At 71.4% G+C, this 16752-nt stretch carries 16 protein-coding genes; 10 read left to right on the top strand and 6 right to left on the bottom strand.

The genetic code is table 11. From position 1 onward, the window contains the following. Positions 1-110 precede the first annotated feature (110 nt). The 3 genes from ACSDR0_RS10885 to ACSDR0_RS10875 all read left to right on the top strand — a co-directional run bounded on the left by ACSDR0_RS10885 (position 111) and on the right by ACSDR0_RS10875 (position 2192). On the top strand, positions 111-431 hold the full coding sequence (locus ACSDR0_RS10885; RefSeq protein WP_435288644.1) for an ATP/GTP-binding protein: 321 nt from the start codon (positions 111-113) through the stop codon (positions 429-431). An 83-nt stretch (positions 432-514) separates the two neighbouring features. Then, positions 515-1252: an alpha/beta hydrolase gene (locus tag ACSDR0_RS10880; protein WP_435288643.1), complete on the top strand. Its 738-nt coding sequence runs from the start codon at positions 515-517 to the stop codon at positions 1250-1252. Between the two features lie 148 nt (positions 1253-1400). Continuing rightward, complete coding sequence (locus tag ACSDR0_RS10875; protein ID WP_435288642.1) at positions 1401-2192, top strand: alpha/beta fold hydrolase; 792 nt, start codon at positions 1401-1403, stop codon at positions 2190-2192. Here the strand turns inward: ACSDR0_RS10875 and ACSDR0_RS10870 are convergent. The 3 genes from ACSDR0_RS10870 to mce all read right to left on the bottom strand — a co-directional run bounded on the left by ACSDR0_RS10870 (position 2152) and on the right by mce (position 5531). Then, the gene (locus ACSDR0_RS10870; protein WP_435288641.1) at positions 2152-3330 is read right to left on the bottom strand and encodes an AI-2E family transporter; all 1179 of its coding nucleotides are present in this window, start codon (positions 3328-3330) and stop codon (positions 2152-2154) included. The genes ACSDR0_RS10875 and ACSDR0_RS10870 overlap by 41 nt on opposite strands. 295 nt (positions 3331-3625) lie before the next feature. Continuing rightward, a complete protein-coding gene (locus tag ACSDR0_RS10865) occupies positions 3626-4912 on the bottom strand; it encodes a DivIVA domain-containing protein (RefSeq protein WP_435288640.1) in 1287 nt (428 codons plus the stop codon). Positions 4913-5069: 157 nt separating this feature from the next. Beyond that, complete coding sequence (gene mce, locus ACSDR0_RS10860; RefSeq protein WP_435288639.1) at positions 5070-5531, bottom strand: methylmalonyl-CoA epimerase; 462 nt, start codon at positions 5529-5531, stop codon at positions 5070-5072. An 84-nt stretch (positions 5532-5615) separates the two neighbouring features. On the opposite strand from mce, the gene ACSDR0_RS10855 reads away from it, so the two are divergent. Further along, a complete protein-coding gene (locus tag ACSDR0_RS10855; protein ID WP_435288638.1) occupies positions 5616-6803 on the top strand; it encodes an acetyl-CoA C-acetyltransferase in 1188 nt (395 codons plus the stop codon). Then, on the top strand, positions 6800-7744 hold the full coding sequence (gene meaB, locus ACSDR0_RS10850) for a methylmalonyl Co-A mutase-associated GTPase MeaB (protein WP_435288637.1): 945 nt from the start codon (positions 6800-6802) through the stop codon (positions 7742-7744). The genes ACSDR0_RS10855 and meaB overlap by 4 nt, the downstream gene beginning before the upstream one ends. A gap of 106 nt (positions 7745-7850) precedes the next feature. Here the strand turns inward: meaB and ACSDR0_RS10845 are convergent, their stop codons facing one another. Then, positions 7851-8528, bottom strand: a complete 678-nt coding sequence (locus ACSDR0_RS10845; RefSeq protein ID WP_435288636.1) for a DUF4230 domain-containing protein — start codon at positions 8526-8528, stop codon at positions 7851-7853. A gap of 55 nt (positions 8529-8583) precedes the next feature. Continuing rightward, complete coding sequence (locus ACSDR0_RS10840) at positions 8584-9999, bottom strand: hypothetical protein (RefSeq protein ID WP_435288635.1); 1416 nt, start codon at positions 9997-9999, stop codon at positions 8584-8586. Positions 10000-10290: 291 nt separating this feature from the next. Here ACSDR0_RS10840 and ACSDR0_RS10835 point away from each other — a divergent pair, with 291 nt between their 5' ends. The 5 genes from ACSDR0_RS10835 to ACSDR0_RS10815 all read left to right on the top strand — a co-directional run bounded on the left by ACSDR0_RS10835 (position 10291) and on the right by ACSDR0_RS10815 (position 16063). Further along, positions 10291-10824 (top strand): MarR family transcriptional regulator, encoded by a 534-nt coding sequence (locus ACSDR0_RS10835; protein WP_435288634.1) that lies wholly within the window; start codon positions 10291-10293, stop codon positions 10822-10824. Between the two features lie 201 nt (positions 10825-11025). Beyond that, positions 11026-12693 (top strand): acyl-CoA mutase large subunit family protein, encoded by a 1668-nt coding sequence (locus ACSDR0_RS10830; RefSeq protein WP_435288633.1) that lies wholly within the window; start codon positions 11026-11028, stop codon positions 12691-12693. A 46-nt stretch (positions 12694-12739) separates the two neighbouring features. Next, positions 12740-13681: a tetratricopeptide repeat protein gene (locus ACSDR0_RS10825; protein ID WP_435288632.1), complete on the top strand. Its 942-nt coding sequence runs from the start codon at positions 12740-12742 to the stop codon at positions 13679-13681. 202 nt (positions 13682-13883) lie between these two features. Further along, positions 13884-15296: an NAD-dependent malic enzyme gene (locus tag ACSDR0_RS10820; RefSeq protein ID WP_435288631.1), complete on the top strand. Its 1413-nt coding sequence runs from the start codon at positions 13884-13886 to the stop codon at positions 15294-15296. A 188-nt stretch (positions 15297-15484) separates the two neighbouring features. Continuing rightward, the gene (locus tag ACSDR0_RS10815) at positions 15485-16063 is read left to right on the top strand and encodes a YqgE/AlgH family protein (protein WP_329091052.1); all 579 of its coding nucleotides are present in this window, start codon (positions 15485-15487) and stop codon (positions 16061-16063) included. Positions 16064-16068: 5 nt separating this feature from the next. On the opposite strand, the gene ACSDR0_RS10810 is transcribed toward ACSDR0_RS10815, so the two are convergent. Beyond that, positions 16069-16725 carry a TetR family transcriptional regulator gene (locus ACSDR0_RS10810; protein ID WP_435288630.1) on the bottom strand — a complete coding sequence of 219 codons (657 nt, stop codon included), beginning with the start codon at positions 16723-16725 and terminating at the stop codon, positions 16069-16071. Between the last annotated feature and the right edge of the window lie 27 nt (positions 16726-16752).

The following is a 16752-nucleotide window of genomic DNA, read 5'->3' as shown; positions in this document are numbered from 1 at the left end:
GTCGCCACGTGGGGTGGACCTGGCGGGCGGAGTGGACCTGGTGGGCAGGGTGGGAGAGCGATGACGAGCACTTGTGAGGCGGCGGGGGCCCGGAGCCTCCGAGACCTGCCGTGAGCCCCCGAAGGGCCCGCCGCGCCGACCCCTTCGACCGCGGCGGCAACCGGGGCCTCTCCCGTCCCGTCGGCGGCTCCGTGCCCGGCGTCGACCGTACCGAGGAGTGGCCGGACGGAGACTGGCAGGTGCGCAGGGTCACCGGCGGCGCGGCGGACAAGGTCTACCGCTGCCCCGGCTGCGACCAGGAGATCAGGTCCGGCCTGCCGCACCTGGTCAGCTGGCCCGCCTGGCAGGGCGGGGAGGACGAGCGCAGGCACTGGCACACCGCGTGCTGGCGCAACCGGGTCAGGCGAGGTCCCGGCCGAAGCAGATACTGACCGGCCGGCGACCGGCCACGACCGGCACGACTGGCCACGACCGGCGCTGACGCCGGCCGGCCGAAGCGGATTCGAGGAGAGACATGGAGATTCGGGCCTCTACGGTGCTGCCCGCGCGCAGGGAGCCGATCGAGCTGCACACCGGTGACGGTCTGACGCTCGTCGGCGAGCTGGCCCTTCCCGCCGACCGGCCCCCGGTGGCCACGCTGGTCTGCCTGCACCCGCTGCCCACCCACGGCGGCATGATGGACAGCCACGTCTACAAGAAGGCGGCCAACCGGCTGCCCGCCCTCGCGGACCTGGCCGTGCTGCGGTTCAACACGCGCGGTACCACCTCCGAGCGGGGCACCTCCCAGGGCGCCTTCGGCGCGGGCGAGGACGAGCGCCTGGACGTCGCCGCGGCCCTGGAGTACGCCGACTTCCACGACCTGCCCCGCGTCTGGCTGCTCGGCTGGTCCTTCGGCACCGAGCTGGCGCTCAAGTGGGGCCGCGACCCGCTGGTGGAGGGCGCGATCCTGCTCTCCCCGCCGCTGCACCGGGCCACCGACGCCGACCTCGACGCGTGGGCGGAGTTCGGGCGGCCGCTGACCGCGATGATCCCGGAGTTCGACGACTACCTGCGCCCCGAGCAGGCCCGCGAGCGCTTCGCCAGGGTGCCCCAGGCCGAGGTCGTCGGGGTGGACGACGCCAAGCACCTGTGGGTCGGCGAGCCGTACGTGCGCATCGTCCTCGACCGGATCGTCCTGCGGGTGAACCCGGCCGCCCACCCCCTGCCCACCGAACTGCCCGCCGGGATGGCCGCCGAGGTTCCCGGCTCGTAGGAGCCTGTCCGGTTCGGACCTCTCACAGGATCTTCGTCGCCGTATCGGCGGGTGGGTCCCCTTCGTTGACGACGGAGTTACCACAACGTCATAAACGGTTGTGAAACCGGGGGTGTCAGGCGGGGGCCCCGGGAATACGGTGGACGGCGTGCAGCTGTACACACGGTCGGCGGGAGAGGGACTTCCGGTCGTCCTCCTTCACGCGTTCCCCCTGTCATCGGCCATGTGGCTGGCCCAGCGGGAGGGCCTGTCCGCGGTCTGCAAGGTCATCACCCCCGACCTGCGGGGTTTTGGCGGCTCGGTGCTGGGCGACGACGACCCCTCCCTCGACGCGATGGCCGACGACGTCGCACGCCTGCTCGACCACGAGGGTGTGGACCGCGCGGTCGTCGGCGGGCTGTCCATGGGCGGCTACGTCACGATGGCCATGTGCCGCCGTCACCCCGACCGGCTGCTGGGGGTGATCCTCGCCGACACCAAGGCGGGAGCCGACTCGGGGGCCGCCAAGTCCAACCGCGAGCGGATCGCCGCCGCGGTGCTGGAGGAGGGCACGTCCGTCCTGCTGGAGGAGGTGCTCCCCGGGCTGGTCGGGCAGACCACCGTGCGGCGCAGGGCGATGGTGTTCGGCCGGGTGCGCGGGCTGGTCCAGTCGGCCCCGCCGGCGGCCGTCGCCTGGGCGCAGCGGGCCATGGCGGGCCGCCCCGACTCCTTCGACACGCTGCGGGCGCTCAAGCCGCCCGTCCTGGTGATCGTGGGCGAGGAGGACGAGATCGCCTCGCCCGCCGACGCGGGCGCGATGGCCGAGGCCGTGCCCGACGGGCGGCTGACCGTGATCGAGAAGGCCGGTCACCTCAGCGCGATCGAGCAGCCCGAGGCGTTCAACCGGGCGGTGTCGCGCTTCATTGCCGAGCTTGCCGGGGGATCACCACCTCGCGGATGAGCAGCGCGATCGCCGCGGCCACCGGAATGGCCAGCAGCGCGCCGACGATGCCCATCAGCGCCCCGCCGAACAGCGCGGCGATGACGGTGACCGCCGGGGCCACGTCGACCGAGCGCTTCATCACACGGGGATAGATCAGGTAGTTCTCGACCTGCTGGTAGACCAGGAAGAAGATCCCGCAGGCGATGCCGAGCGTTCCCGACTGCAGCAGTGCCACCAGGGTCACCAGCGCCGCGCCGATCGTCGCGCCGACCAGCGGGACGAGGTCGGTGACGGCCACCACCAGGGCCAGGGCCAGCGCGTACTCCACGCCCAGGACCGCGAGGAACACCCAGGTGACCACGCCCGCGATCACCGAGATCAGCAGGTTGCCCGCGACGTAGCCGCCGATGCCGTCGAGGATCTCGTCGCCGAGCGCGCGGGTCCGCTCCCTGCGGCTGTTCGGTACGAGCTGGAAGAGATAGTCCTTGATCGAGGGGAGCGAGCCGAGGAAGTACAGCGTCAGGACCAGCAGCGTGACCCCGGAGAAGAACGCGTTGAACACCACGGCCCCGGCGCCCACCAGGCCGCCCGCCACGGTCTGGGCGAGGCCGCCGCTGGTGATGTAGGTGCCGATCCTGGTCAGGATCTCGTAGTCGGTGTCCAGTTCCCTGAGGGTCGGGTTGGCCAGCAGCTCCTCGACGTAGCCGGGCACCGCCTTCACGAACGAGGCGGCCTCCTGGCTCACCGGCGGGACGATCGCCAGGCCGAAGAGGACGAAGAAGAGGATCACCCCGCCGAAGACGATCGAGATCGACCAGCGCCTGGCCATCCGGCGCCGCTGCAGCGCCTCGACGGCCGGGTTGAGCCCCACGGCGAGGAACATCGCCACCACGACCAGGACGATCACGCTTCGCGAGGTGACCAGCGCCTGGGAGAGCGCCCACGCGGTCAGCAGGCCCATCCCGGCGGTCAGGCCCAGGATGAAGGGGCTCTTGGCCAGGGGCTTGCCCGGATGCCCGTAGGGAGACTCACCACCCCTGACCTCCCGGGAGGGGCCGGTCAGGATCTCGTACGGGGACCCCGGAGACGCGGCGGAAACCGGGCGCGGGCCGGGCACTTCGGCGGGCGCGTCGGACACCGGTGACGCTTCGGGCAAGGTCGCTCCTGACGATGCGTGGGACGGCGCGAGGGGCCGGTCCCGGTGCGGGCGGCGAGAGGGGCCCGCACGGCGGAGGGGTGAGCGGGGGGCCTACCCGACCTGGGCGGGAGGGTCATCCGGCCTGGGCGGCGCCGAGGGTGCCTACCCGGCCTGGGCGGCACTGAGGGGTGAGCGGGAGGGTCTACCCGGCCTGGCGGCACGGAGGGGGAGGAGACAGGAAGAGAGCCCGGCGACCGTGAAGGTCGCCAGGCTCTCCCGTAGCCGTCACCAACGCCCCGGAGTCAGTGGCCGCCTATTCCTGCCACCACTCCGCGTCGTCGTCCTTCGTCTCGGCCCTGGCGGGCGCGGGAACCGGCTTCTCGGCACCGTTGGGAGCGGGTGCGGGGATGGCCGGCTTCGGCGGTGCCGCGGCGATCGCGGGCTCCGGCTCGGCGGCCGGGAGTGGCGCGCCACCGAGCAGCTGGCGCAGCTGAGCGAGGTGGCTGGTGATGCTGTCACGCTGGCGGGTCAGCTCGTCGACCTGGCGCTGGGCGACCGAGCGGCTGCGCTCGGACTCCGCCTTGGCCTCGGAGACGATGGACTCGGCACTCGCCTTGGCCTCGGACACGACCTGGTCGGCGTTCTTGCGCGCGTTGGCCAGCAGCTGCTTGGCGTGCGTGTCGGCCTCGCGGCGGGTCTGCTCGGCCTGCTGCGTGGCCTTGGTGGCCCGCTGCTCGGCGGTGGCCGCCCGCTGCTCGGCGGTGGCCGTCAGTTGCTGGGCCGCGGCCTGCGCGTTGGCGTGGCGCTCGGCCTCCTGGCGCTCGGCCTCCTCGCGCCGGGCGGCGAGCTGGATCTCGAACTCCGCCTCGTCCTGGGCCCGCTTGGCCTCGGACTCCTCGAGCACCCGCTGGGCCTGGGCGCGCATCTCGTCGGCCTGGCGCTTGGCGGTGGTGAGGACCTCGTCGCGCTCACGCTTGGTCGAGGCGCGCAGCTGGGCCACCTCGCGCTCGGTGGTGGTGCGCAGCTTGGCGATCTCGCGCTCGGAGTCGGCGCGCTTCTCGGCCACCTCGTGGTCGGCGGTGGCGCGCAGCTTGGAGACCTCGCGCTCGGTGGTGGAGGTCAGCTCGTCGGCCTCGCGGCGCGCGGTCGAGCGGATCTCCTCGGCCTCGCGCTCCGCGCTGGTGCGCATCTCGTCGACCTCGCGGGTGGCGAGGGCGCGCTTCTCGGCCGCCTCGTTCTCGGCGGCGGCGCGCAGGTCGGCGGCCTCGACCTTGGACGCCGCCTTGATCTCGTTCGCCTCGGACCTGGCGGCCTGGACCAGCTCGGTCGCCTGCTCCTCCGCCAGGCGGAGCAGTTGCTCGATCCGGGCGCCGAGCCCGGAGTAGGTCGGGCGCTCCTGCTCCTGAAGCTGGCGCTGGGAGTCGGACAGATCCCGCTGCAGGCCCTGAACCTGCTCCCGGGACTGCCGGAGCTCGCCGTCGAGCTGCTTCAGGTGGTCGTGGACCTGGTGCCGGTCATAGCCACGGAGCACCACGTCGAATTCCCGAGCGGGGGCGTCTTCAAAGAAGTTGTTGAGCTGGGCGTCGATGTCGGACTGCATGGAGGCTCGATCCTGGGTTGTCGAGACGGCTACACGGGCCGGACGGGGGTTTCAGGCATCCGAAGCGGGAGCCGGGGCGGGATCCACGTCCGGTGGTACGCCAGCGTACTCCGCCGCTGCCGAGTTGGCGGTCTCGTCCGGCTTTATGCGTGACTTGTTACGTATCAGCGTTTCTTGCATTCGCCGTGGCCTCGCCTTGCCTTTCCGCGGCCTGTACGAGTTCGGTGAGCATTCCCCCGACGTCTTTGGGATGAAGAAAAGCGATCGAGGAGCCCAGGGTGCCGTGGCGCGGCTGGGCGTCGAGCAGCCGGACGCCCCTGCCGCCGATCTTCTCCAGGGCCTGCACGACGTCCGGGACGCCGAAGGCGACATGGTGAACACCTTCCCCGCGCTTGGCGAGAAATTTGCCGACCGGTGTGTCGGGGCCGAGCGGTTCGAGGAGCTGGATATAAGATCCACCGCCTTCGCCGTCGGCGATGTGCAGCATGGCCTCCTTCACTCCCTGCTCGGTGTTCACCTCGCGGGCCACCACCGTGAGCTCGAAGGTCCGCTCGAAAAAGGCGATCTTCTCCTCAAGGTCGTGGCAGGCGATTCCCACATGATCGATGCGCATGAACATAGGGACATCCTCCATGGCGATCGCTGATGTACTCATGGGTATGGTGGCAAAGTCGCCCCAAGCCCCGCCAGGGAGGCTCCTCTTATGTCTGGTTCCGTCATCGTCGCCGGAGCTCGTACGCCCATCGGACGGCTGCTCGGCTCGCTGTCCGGCCTGTCGGCCACCGAGCTCGGCGGCATCGCCATCAAGGCCGCGCTGGAGCGTTCCGGCGTCGCCCCCGAGGCCGTACAGTACGTGATCATGGGGCAGGTGCTCCAGGCGGGCGCCGGTCAGATCCCCTCCCGCCAGGCAGCCGTCAAGGCGGGCATCCCGATGACCGTGCCCTCCCTGACGATCAACAAGGTCTGCCTCTCGGGCCTGGACGCCATCGCCCTGGCCGACCAGCTCATCCGCGCCGGTGAGTTCGACATCGTGGTCGCGGGCGGCATGGAGTCCATGTCGAACGCCCCACACCTGCTGCCCGGCCTGCGCAGAGGCGTCAAGTACGGCGCCGCCGGCATCGTCGACTCGATGGCCTTCGACGGCCTCACCGACGCCTACGACCAGGTGGCGATGGGCGAGTCCACCGAGCGGCACAACGCGCGCCTCGGCCTGACCCGCGAGGAGCAGGACGAATACTCCGCCCGCTCCCACGAGCTCGCCGCCGCCGCGATCAAGAACGGGACGCTCGACGACGAGATCGTGCCGGTGGCGATCCCGCAGCGCAAGGGTGAGCCGGTGGTCTTCTCCGCCGACGAGGGCGTGCGCGGGGAGACCACCGCCGAGGTCCTGTCGCGGCTGCGGCCCGCGTTCACCAAGGACGGCACGATCACCGCCGGGTCGGCCTCGCAGATCTCCGACGGCGCCTGCGCGGTGGTCGTGATGTCCAGGGCCAAGGCGGAGGAGCTCGGCCTCGACTGGCTGGCCGAGATCGGCGCCCACGGCAACGTCGCCGGACCCGACAACTCGCTCCAGTCCCAGCCCGCCAACGCGATCAAGCACGCCCTGGGCAAGCAGGGCCTCTCGGCCGGCGACCTCGACCTGCTGGAGATCAACGAGGCCTTCGCGCAGGTCGTCCTCCAGTCGGCCAAGGAACTCGGCGTCCCCCTCGACAGGGTCAACGTCAACGGCGGCGGCATCGCCGTCGGCCACCCGATCGGCGCCTCCGGCGCCCGCATCGTCCTCACCCTCGCCCACGAGCTCAGGCGCAGGGGCGGCGGCCTCGGCGCGGCCGGCCTCTGCGGCGGCGGCGGGCAGGGCGACGCCCTGATCATCCGCGTCCCCTCGGCATGACCGCGGAGGTCTCCGACCTGGTCGCGATGGCCAGGGAGGGCAGGCCCCGGGCCGTGGCCCGGCTGATCTCCATGGTCGAGAACGGCTCCCCGCGACTGCGGGAGATCACCGGGCTGCTCTGCGCCGACCGGCCGCACCGGGCCCGGATCATCGGGCTCACCGGCTCTCCCGGCGTCGGGAAGTCCACCTCGACCGGGATGCTGGTCCACGCGTTCCGCAAGCGGGACATGAGGGTCGGCGTGCTCGCCGTCGACCCGTCCTCGCCGTTCACCGGCGGGGCGCTGCTGGGCGACCGGGTCCGGATGCAGGACCACGCCACCGACCCGGACGTGTTCATCAGGTCGATGGCCAGCCGGGGACACCTGGGAGGGCTCTCCTGGGCCACGCCCCAGGCGCTGCGCGTCCTGGAGGCGGCCGGCTGCGAGGTCATCCTCGTCGAGACCGTCGGGGTCGGCCAGGCGGAGGTCGACATCGCCTCGCTGGCCGACACCACCGTCGTGCTGCTCGCCCCCGGGATGGGCGACGGCATCCAGGCGGCCAAGGCAGGCATCCTGGAGATCGCCGACGTGTTCGTGGTGAACAAGGCGGACCGCGAGGGCACCCAGGCCACCGTCCGAGAGCTCCGCAACATGATCGCCCTGGTCGAGCGGCCCTGGAGGCCGCCGATCGTGCAGACCGTGGCCTACCGGGGCGAGGGGGGCGAGGAGGTGGTCGACGCCCTTGGCGACCACCTGGCCTATCTGGAGGCGTCAGGCGAGCTCGTCCGGCGCCGCCACGCCAGGGCCAGGGACGAGATCGAGGCGATCGCCCTGACGACTCTGCGCTCCCGCTTCGCCCACCTGCACGGCGACCGGCGCCTCGACGCCCTCGCCACCCGCGTCCTGGACACGGGACTCGACCCCTACACCGCGGCGGACGAACTCCTGGCCGCCACGGGCTGAGCGAGGCTCACCGCCCCGGTCCGGACGCCGGCTCACGGTGCCGGGCGCTAATGCCCGCGAGATACCGGTGCCCGAGCCCATGCGCAGGGGGCTCGGGCACCGGGGCTCAGGTCTCGTCGGCGAACTTGACGGTGACCTTCTCGAAGCCGAGACCCCTCAGCAGGCCCTCAAGCATGATCTTGGTGTTCTGGTCGGCCCGGTTGCGCAGGTCGCTGGCCTGGGCGGCCTCGGCGATCTTCTTCTCGGCGAGTACGTAGAGCTCCCGCTGGTCGGCGGGGGAGGAGGACAGCAGGTCCTCGACCCGGTCGAAGAGGCCGCGCTGCTGGGCGTAGACGTACGAGCGCTTGTTGTCGATGTTCGGCTTCTCCAGCTGGGCGCGGGGCAGCTTCATCGTGACCTCGGTGCGGTCGGGGGAGACCGTCAGGGCGTTGCCGGCGATGCCGCCGAAGTCGACGTAGGCGTCGACGCCGCCCGCTCCGACGAAGAGCGTCCTGCTGCCCTTGACCGCGTCGGGCAGGAAGGCCGCGTCCTTCTCCAGGTCCACCACGACCTGGAAGTTGCCGGTGGCGGCCTCGAAGCGGCTGAGGTTGTGGATGGACTCCAGCAGCACGGGCTGGCTGCGGTCGACCGTTTCCTCACCGAACGGGTTCAGCCACGACCACGTGAGGCGGGCGCCCACGACGAGGAGGATCCCGACGACGAGCAGCCCGGCGAGAAAACGCCAGCCGCGTCCGCGGCGCGCGGCCGGGGGCGCCACGGGCGGAGCTTCTTGGGAGGCTTTCACAGCGCTCTCCTTCCCCGGACGGTGACCTTCTCACGCGGAGCCTATGTCGATCTTCTCACCCTCGTGGCGACGGGAGCGCGCCGCCTTCGGCGAAGGGGGCGCGCCAGGGGCCGGTCGGCATGATCGATCCGGGGGACGGGGACCCGCCGGGTGCCTGGTGGACGGTGCCGGGCCGGGGTTCGGGGCCGGTCGAGGCGCCCCCCGCGCCCTGCCCGGCCTGCCCTGTCTGAGTGGTCTGCCCGGCCTGGCCCCCGAAGTGAGTGCTTTGTAGCCGGCAGCCGGTGAAGTCGGCGTAATACAGGCGGAGCCAGTCGCGCCGCTGGACGTCGGTGAGGCCGGAGAACCACGCCGCGGCGTAGCGGTGCTCCGGGAGCGGCCCGCCGGGAAGCGGCTCGCCGCGCAGCCACGCGGCCACGATGTCGCGGTAACCCGACGCGGGGCTGGCGTCGCACCGGGCGGCCAGGCCGTCGACGAACTCGTCGGCCGCCTTCTCGGCGAACCCGGCCGCCAGGTCGTCGACGTGGATCGCGATCACGCCCGCGGCGACGGGGGAGTTGTCGCGCCGGGGGTGCTGCTCGACCCGGGAGAACTCCCCGGGCGTCCCCGCCAGCCGTGACGCGATCTTGATGAACTCCGAGCCCAGCTCGGGCAGGCCGGCGCGCATCCCGGGGTGCACGCAGACCATGATCGGCCATTCCTGGCAGCTGTAGACGACCTGCTGGGCCGAGACCGGCTGCTGCTCGGTGAACAGCCGGGCCATGCCGGTCCCCGCGGCCAGCACCGCGATCAGCGCCGCGGCCAGCACCAGGGCCTGGCGCGTCACGACCGCCGCCCAGCCGAGCAGCAGCGCCGAGCTGATCCCCACCAGCCAGAGCGTCTGATCGGTGAACGCCGCCGCGTTCAACCCCTGGAACGGGTCGTACGGCTCCCGCGTGGCGGGGGCGAGCCGGTCACCCCAGGTCGGCCCCTGGCACAGCCAGGTGAACAGGCTGTAGCAGCCGAGCCCGGCCAGGACCGGCGTGATCGTCCACGGCATCAGCCAGCCGAGCACCCAGCCGATGACGACGTACAGCGCCAGCCCGGCGGCGCCCATCACCAGGCCGCTGGGCAGCAGCCGCCCGGCCTGTTCCGTGATCATGGTCCTGACCGCGAGGACCATGACGGTGGCGGTGAACGCGCCTCCCGTGACCACCAGGATCGCCAGCGGCGCGCGCACCGCCTGCCACGGGGTCATCGACCTCCCGCGCGTCCCGCGCCGCCTGCGCACCGCCACCCAGGCGGCGAACGCGGCCGCCACCGGGCCGGTCAGCCGGAGCGAGCCGATCACCGCGACGATGATGTTCTCCCACGCGCTGACACCGGGAATCAGGACGCTCCACGCCGCGACCACCCCGAGCACGAGCAGGATGGCGACGGCCATCAACCCGCTCTGCTGGAGTTCCTCGCGTGAAACGCCCCTGTGCTCACGCACCGGCGGGCGTGGTGGGAACCCACGCCGCGTCGGTGTGGCCGAAGCCTGTCTGGCGTTCGAACGCCGTCAAGTTGTCGTTCATCAAGCACCCCCCGTGCCGTGAATGTGCGGACGCCGGTCCCCTCGGCACCGGTCCGGCTCGCGTCCCCCGCAGGCCGGACTGAGTCATCGTGGCCACTTGGCCACGGCCTCACCATTCGATGTGGGAACCATAACGGAGCGTGACGTTTGGCGTCCGGGTTCTTGGTGAAGCCATCAGCCCGGTGACTCTACGTATATGGGCGAATCGGGATGAGGCCGCGCTACCGTAGCCCTGTGGTTACAGGTCAGCTGAATCTCCCGTTTGACCCCATCGAACGTGCCGCGGAGACGTGGCGCGTTCACTTCGGGCCCTCCTCGGCCATGGCCGCCGTCACATCGATCATGAGAGCGCACCAGATCCTGCTGTCGCAACTGGACACGCTGCTCAAACCGCATGACTTGACCTTCGCCCGGTACGAGGCGTTGGTGCTGCTGACCTTCAGCAAGACGGGGGCGCTGTCACTCTCCAAGATCGGCGAGCGCCTGATGGTCCACCCCACGAGCGTGACCAACACCGTGAGCCGCCTGGAGCGCGCAAGTCTGGTGCGGCGCATGCCCAACCCCCGCGACGGCCGGGGCGTGCTCGCCGAGATCACCGACCGGGGCCGCGAGACCGTCCGCCTGGCGACCGCCGACCTGATGGAGGCCGACTTCGCCATGCCCATGTACGACGAGGCGAGCCTGGAGCAGATGTTCGGCCTGTTCAGGACCCTCCGCGTGGCCGCCGGCGACTTCCGGCTCTGACGGCGGCGCGGGCGCGTCGCGGCGAGGCCGCTCGGGCCGGCCCCCTCCCGCCTCTCCCCGTCGTTCGTCCGCCGCGCTCCTCAATCCCTGTTCCAGCCCTCGTGCGACCCCGCGCCTGGCCAAGAATTAGTAGGACGTCCTAGTATCTGCATGAGGCCACAAGCCGGATAAGAAGCCACATGCCGTACAAGGGAGTTGGCCATGGACGCTGAGCGGGTCGAGGCGGGACGGGCGCGCTGGCAGGCGCGGTTCGACGGGGCGCGCAAGCGTGATGCGGAGTTCCGCACCCTCTCCGGGATCGACGTGGAGCCGGTCTACGGGCCCGAGGGCGGCGATCCGCGCATGGAGCGCATCGGCTGGCCGGGCGAGTACCCGTTCACGCGCGGCCTGCACCCCACCGGCTACCGGGGCAAGGCGTGGACCATCCGGCAGTTCGCCGGGTTCGGCAACGCCAGGCAGACCAACGAGCGCTACAAGATGATCCTCGGCGCGGGCGGCGGCGGGCTGAGCGTGGCCTTCGACATGCCGACGCTGATGGGCCGCGACTCCGACGACCCGCGCTCGCTCGGCGAGGTCGGCCACTGCGGCGTGGCAATCGACTCCGCGCTGGACATGGACCTGCTCTTCGACGGCATCCCGCTCGGCGACACCACCACCTCGATGACGATCAGCGGCCCGGCCGTCCCGATCTTCTGCATGTACGTCGTCGCCGCCGAGCGGCAGGGGGTGCCCGTCGGGAAGCTCAACGGGACCCTCCAGACCGACATCTTCAAGGAGTACATCGCGCAGAAGGAGTGGCTGTTCACCCCCGAGCCGCACCTGCGGCTGATCGGCGACCTGATGGAGTTCTGCGCCACCGACGTCCCCGCGTACAAGCCGCTCAGCGTGTCGGGCTACCACATCCGCGAGGCCGGGTCCACGGCCGCCCAGGAGCTGGCCTTCACCCTGGCCGACGGGTTCGGCTACGTGGAACTGGGCCTGTCGCGCGGCCTGGACATCGACGTCTTCGCCCCGGGCCTGTCCTTCTTCTTCGACGCGCACATCGACTTCTTCGAGGAGATCGCCAAGTTCAGGGCCGCCCGGCGGATCTGGGCGCGGTGGCTGCGCGACGTCTACGGCGCGAAGACCGACAAGGCCCAGTGGCTGCGCTTCCACACCCAGACGGCCGGTGTGTCGCTGACCGCGCAGCAGCCGTACAACAACGTGGTGCGCACCGCGGTCGAGGCGCTCGCGGCGGTGCTCGGCGGCACCAACTCGCTGCACACCAACGCGCTCGACGAGGTCCTCGCGCTGCCCTCGGAAAAGGCCGCGGAGATCGCGCTGCGCACCCAGCAGGTGCTCATGGAGGAGACCGAGATCGTCAACGTCGCCGACCCGCTCGGCGGGTCCTGGTACGTGGAGGCGCTGACCGACCGGCTGGAGGCCGAGGCCGAGGCGATCTTCACGAGGATCAGGGACATGGGCTCGGACGGCACGATGACCTCGGGCATCCTGCGCGGCATCGAGGACGGCTGGTTCATGTCCGAGATCGCCGAGGCGGCCTTCGACTACCAGCGCAAGCTGGAGAAGGGCGAGAAGAGGATCGTCGGGGTGAACTGCCACACGGCCTCCATCGACGAGCCGCTGGAAATCCTCCGGGTCAGCCACGAGGTCGAGCGCGAGCAGAACCGCGTCCTGGCCGAGCGCCGCGCCGCCCGCGACCAGGCGGCCGTGGACGCCGCCCTGGCCACGATGGTGCAGGTCGCCAGGGGTGAGGGCAACATGATCCCCGCCATGCTCGACGCGGCCAGGGCCGAGGCCACGCTGGGCGAGATCTGCGACGCGCTGCGCGACGAATGGGGCGTCTACACCGAACCGGCCCGCTTCTAGCGGAGGCGCGTCGGGGCATCGACCGGGATACGGCAGGATTGGAGTCATGAGCCCAGCGGACTTCACTCGACCCGGATCGCTCCACGGCGCCGTCGATCTCGGCGCCCGCAAGCAGGCACTCGAGGCACAGGCGCGGCGGGAGACCACCGCGCAGGAAACCGGCGGTGTTCCGGCGCCGGTCATCGACGTCGACGACGCCAACTTCGCGACCGAGGTCGTCGAACGCTCCATGAACGGCCTCGTGCTGCTGGAGCTCACCGTCACCCGTGCCGAGCAGGCCAAGCAGTACAGCCAGCTGCTGGAGAAACTGGCCGCGGAGAACACCGGCCGGTGGCTCCTGGCCAGGGTCGACGTCGAGCTCAACCCCCAGATCGCGCAGGCCCTGCGGGTGCAGAACGTGCCCGCCCTGTACGCGATCTTCCAGGGGCAGCCGGTGGCCGTCGTCCCCGGCATCGCCACCGAGCCGCAGCTGCGCGACTGGCTGTCGCAGCTGATGGAGGCACTGGCCCAGTACCTCCCGCCTCCCGGCGAGGAGGCCCCGAACGGGGAGGAGCAGCAGCAGCCGCAGGAGCCCCCGGTCGACCCGGACGTGCTCGCCGCCGAGCAGGCCGTCGACGCCGGTGACCTCGACGGCGCGGTGGCCGCGTACCAGCGGCTGCTGGCCCGCTCGCCGAACGACCAGGACGCCAAGCTGGGCCTGGCCGGGCTCGGCCTGATCCGCCGGACGCAGGACGTCGACCCGGCCGACCTGGAGGGCCGCCTGGCCGACCCCGCCGACGTCGAGGCCCAGCTCCTGGCCGCCGACTTCGAGATGCTCTCCGGCGAGGTGGACAAGGCCTTCGACCGGCTCGTCGACGTGGTGCGCCGCACCTCGGGCGCCGACCGCGACACGGCCAGGGTGCACCTGCTCGGCCTGTTCGACACGCTCCCCGGCGACGACCCGTCCATCGGCAGGGCCCGCAGGAACCTGGCCAACGCCCTGTTCTGAGCGGCCGGCGGCCCGGACACCCGGCTCACGTCTCCCCGTCGGGGGCCGGGTGGGGTGGAGTGCGTCGTGACCGTATCCGGTGGAGTGCGTCGTGACCGCATCTATATGGGCAGGTCCGCCGACCACGGCGCGCACACCCGTCATGGGATGGCACGATGGAAGCCATCCCAACCAAAGTCAGTCGCAAAGGAGCGGATTGGCTGTGGCCACCGTGCCGAGTGTGTCGTACTCCATCACCGTGCGCCTGGAGGTGCCCGCCGGCGGCAATGCCGTCAGCCAGCTCACCCACGCCGTAGAGTCCGCCGGAGGTGTGGTCACCGCGCTCGACGTGACCACGGCCGGGCATGAAACGCTGCGCATCGACGTCACCTGTGCCGCGCGTGACACCGATCACGCGCAGGCGATCGTCGACAAGCTGGAGGGCGTCGAGGGCGTCGTCATCCACAAGGTCTCGGACCGGACCTTCCTCATGCATCTCGGCGGCAAGATCGAGATGCGGTCGAAGGTGCCGCTGCGCAACCGTGACGAGCTCTCCATGGCCTACACCCCCGGCGTCGCCCGGGTCTCCATGGCCATCGCCCGCAACCCCGAGGACGCCCGCCGCCTGACCATCAAGCGCAACACCGTCGCCGTCGTCACCGACGGCTCGGCGGTGCTCGGCCTGGGCAACATCGGCCCGGCCGCCGCGCTCCCCGTCATGGAGGGCAAGGCCGCGCTGTTCAAGCGGTTCGCCGACATCGACGCCTGGCCGATCTGCCTGGACACCCAGGACGTCGACGAGATCGTGCGCACGGTGCAGATCATCGCCCCCGGCTTCGGCGGCATCAACCTTGAGGACATCTCGGCGCCGCGCTGCTTCGAGGTGGAGCGGCGGCTGCGCGACCTGCTGGACATCCCGGTCTTCCACGACGACCAGCACGGCACCGCGATCTGCGTGCTGGCCGCGCTCACCAACGCGCTGCGCGTGGTCGGCAAGGACCTGGGCGAGGTCCGCATCGCCCTGGCGGGCGCGGGCGCGGCCGGTACGGCGGTGCTGCGGCTGCTGCTCGCGGCCGGCGCCCGCAACGTGGTCGTCTGCGACTACCTGGGCGCCGTGCACCGCGGCCGCCAGGACCTGGACGACTCGCTCCAGTGGATCGCCGACCACACCAACGCCGAGGGCTACTCCGGCGATCTGCGCGGCGCGGTCAAGGGCGCCGACGTGTTCATCGGCGTGTCCGCGCCCGGCATCCTCAACGGCGACGACATCGCCACGATGGCCAAGGACGCCGTGGTCTTCGCGCTCGCCAACCCCGAGCCCGAGATCTCGCCCGACGACGCCCGCGAGTACGCCGCGGTGGTCGCCACCGGCCGCTCCGACTACCCGAACCAGATCAACAACGTACTGGCCTTCCCCGGTGTCTTCCGCGGCCTGCTCGACGCCCAGGCCACCGTGGTCAGCCAGGAGATGCTGCTGGCCGCGGCCAAGGCGCTGGCCGCCGTGGTGACCACCGAGGAGCTCGGCCCCAACTACATCGTTCCCAGCGTGTTCCACCCGGACGTGTCGGGCGCCGTCGCGGCGGCCGTGCGCGAGTCGGCCGGTGGCCGGGCCCGTACGGGCATGACGGAGGCGTGACGAGGAGAGCGTGACGGGAGCGCGACGAGGGGCATGACGGGGAGCCGGGGTCCTCGTTTTCCCCCGGCCACCCTCTCCGCTTCGCGGAGTGCCCGACCGTGCGCGCCGCGTGACATCGGGCGGGCTCCGGGCCATCGGAAGAGCGGGTGGAGCAGCGCGAGAGGGGGTTCACCCCTCATGATGGAGGTATGGCGGAGGCGATCTACGTCGGTGGGCTTCTGGTGGCGACCCCGCAGCTGGAAGATCCCAACTTCCGGCGCAGCGTGGTCCTGGTGCTGGAACACGACCTCGACGGCGGCACCCTGGGCGTGGTGCTCAACAGACCGAGCGACATCTCGGTGACCCAGGTGCTCCCCACCTGGGACACCATGGTCACCGGCCCGTCCGTGCTGTTCCAGGGCGGCCCCGTCCAGACGGACAGCGCCCTGGCGCTGGCCGCCGTCCCGAGCGGGCAGGAGCCGCTCGGCTGGCGGCGGCTGCACGCGGGCACCGCGGCCGTCTCCAGGCTCGGCACCGTCGACCTCGACGCGCCGCCGGAGATCCTCGCCGGGGAGATCGCCCAGATGCGCATCTTCGCCGGGTACGCGGGATGGTCGGCGGGGCAGTTGGAGAGCGAGATCGGCGAGGGCGCCTGGTACGTCGTGGACTCGGAGCCCGGCGACACCTTCCACCACGAGCCCGAGTCGCTGTGGCGGGCGGTGCTGCGCCGCCAGAGGGGCGAGCTCGCCTACGTGGCCACCTGCCCCGACGATCCGTCGATGAACTAGATGAACTAGCCGGACGACGGCCCTGGGACGGCGGGCCGTCCGGGGCGGTCCCAGCCGGGACGCAGGGAGCGTTCGGCCAGGGCGAGGGTCGACTCCAGCCGGGCGGCCAGGGCGCTGACGCCGTCGCTGCCGGTGGCCTCGCAGAACTCGAACCCGACCCGGGTGACGGTGGTGAAGAGCGCCACTGCGAAGTGGGGCAGGAGGTCGTCGGGGCCGGCGCCCTCGCGCCGGGCGAGCTCGGTGATCAGCCGCCGCTCGTTCTCCATCAGCCTGCGCACGCTTCCGGCGAAGAGCGCCGGGGTGGAGTCGATCACCTCGTGGGCCTTGAGGAACCTGGCGGTGTCATCGTGGTCCCCCTCCTCCAGCACGGTGACCATCGCGCGCACGGCGTGCGAGAGCGCGACGAACGGCGGCTCCTCGGCGGGCCGGGTGGCCAGCTCGGCGAGCATGACCTCCTGCCCGTCGTCGAGCAGGGAGAGAGCGACGTCCTCCTTGGTGGCGAAGTAGCGGAAGAACGTGCGGGGGGAGACATCGACGGCCGCGGCGATCTGGTCGACGGTCGTCGCCTCGTACCCCTGCTCCTGGAAAAGGGCGAGGGCGGCGTCGACGAGCGCCAGCCGTGTCTTCTGCTTCTTGCGCTCCCGTAAGCCGGGCCGACCCATGCTCGTCACCCCTTCGAAACGTGTGGT

The organism is Streptosporangium sp. G11 (genome assembly GCF_051192615.1).
In the GTDB taxonomy this organism is placed as follows: domain Bacteria; phylum Actinomycetota; class Actinomycetes; order Streptosporangiales; family Streptosporangiaceae; genus Streptosporangium.
Note: the sequence above shows the minus strand (reverse complement) of the source record. Positions and strands in the feature narration are given on the sequence as shown.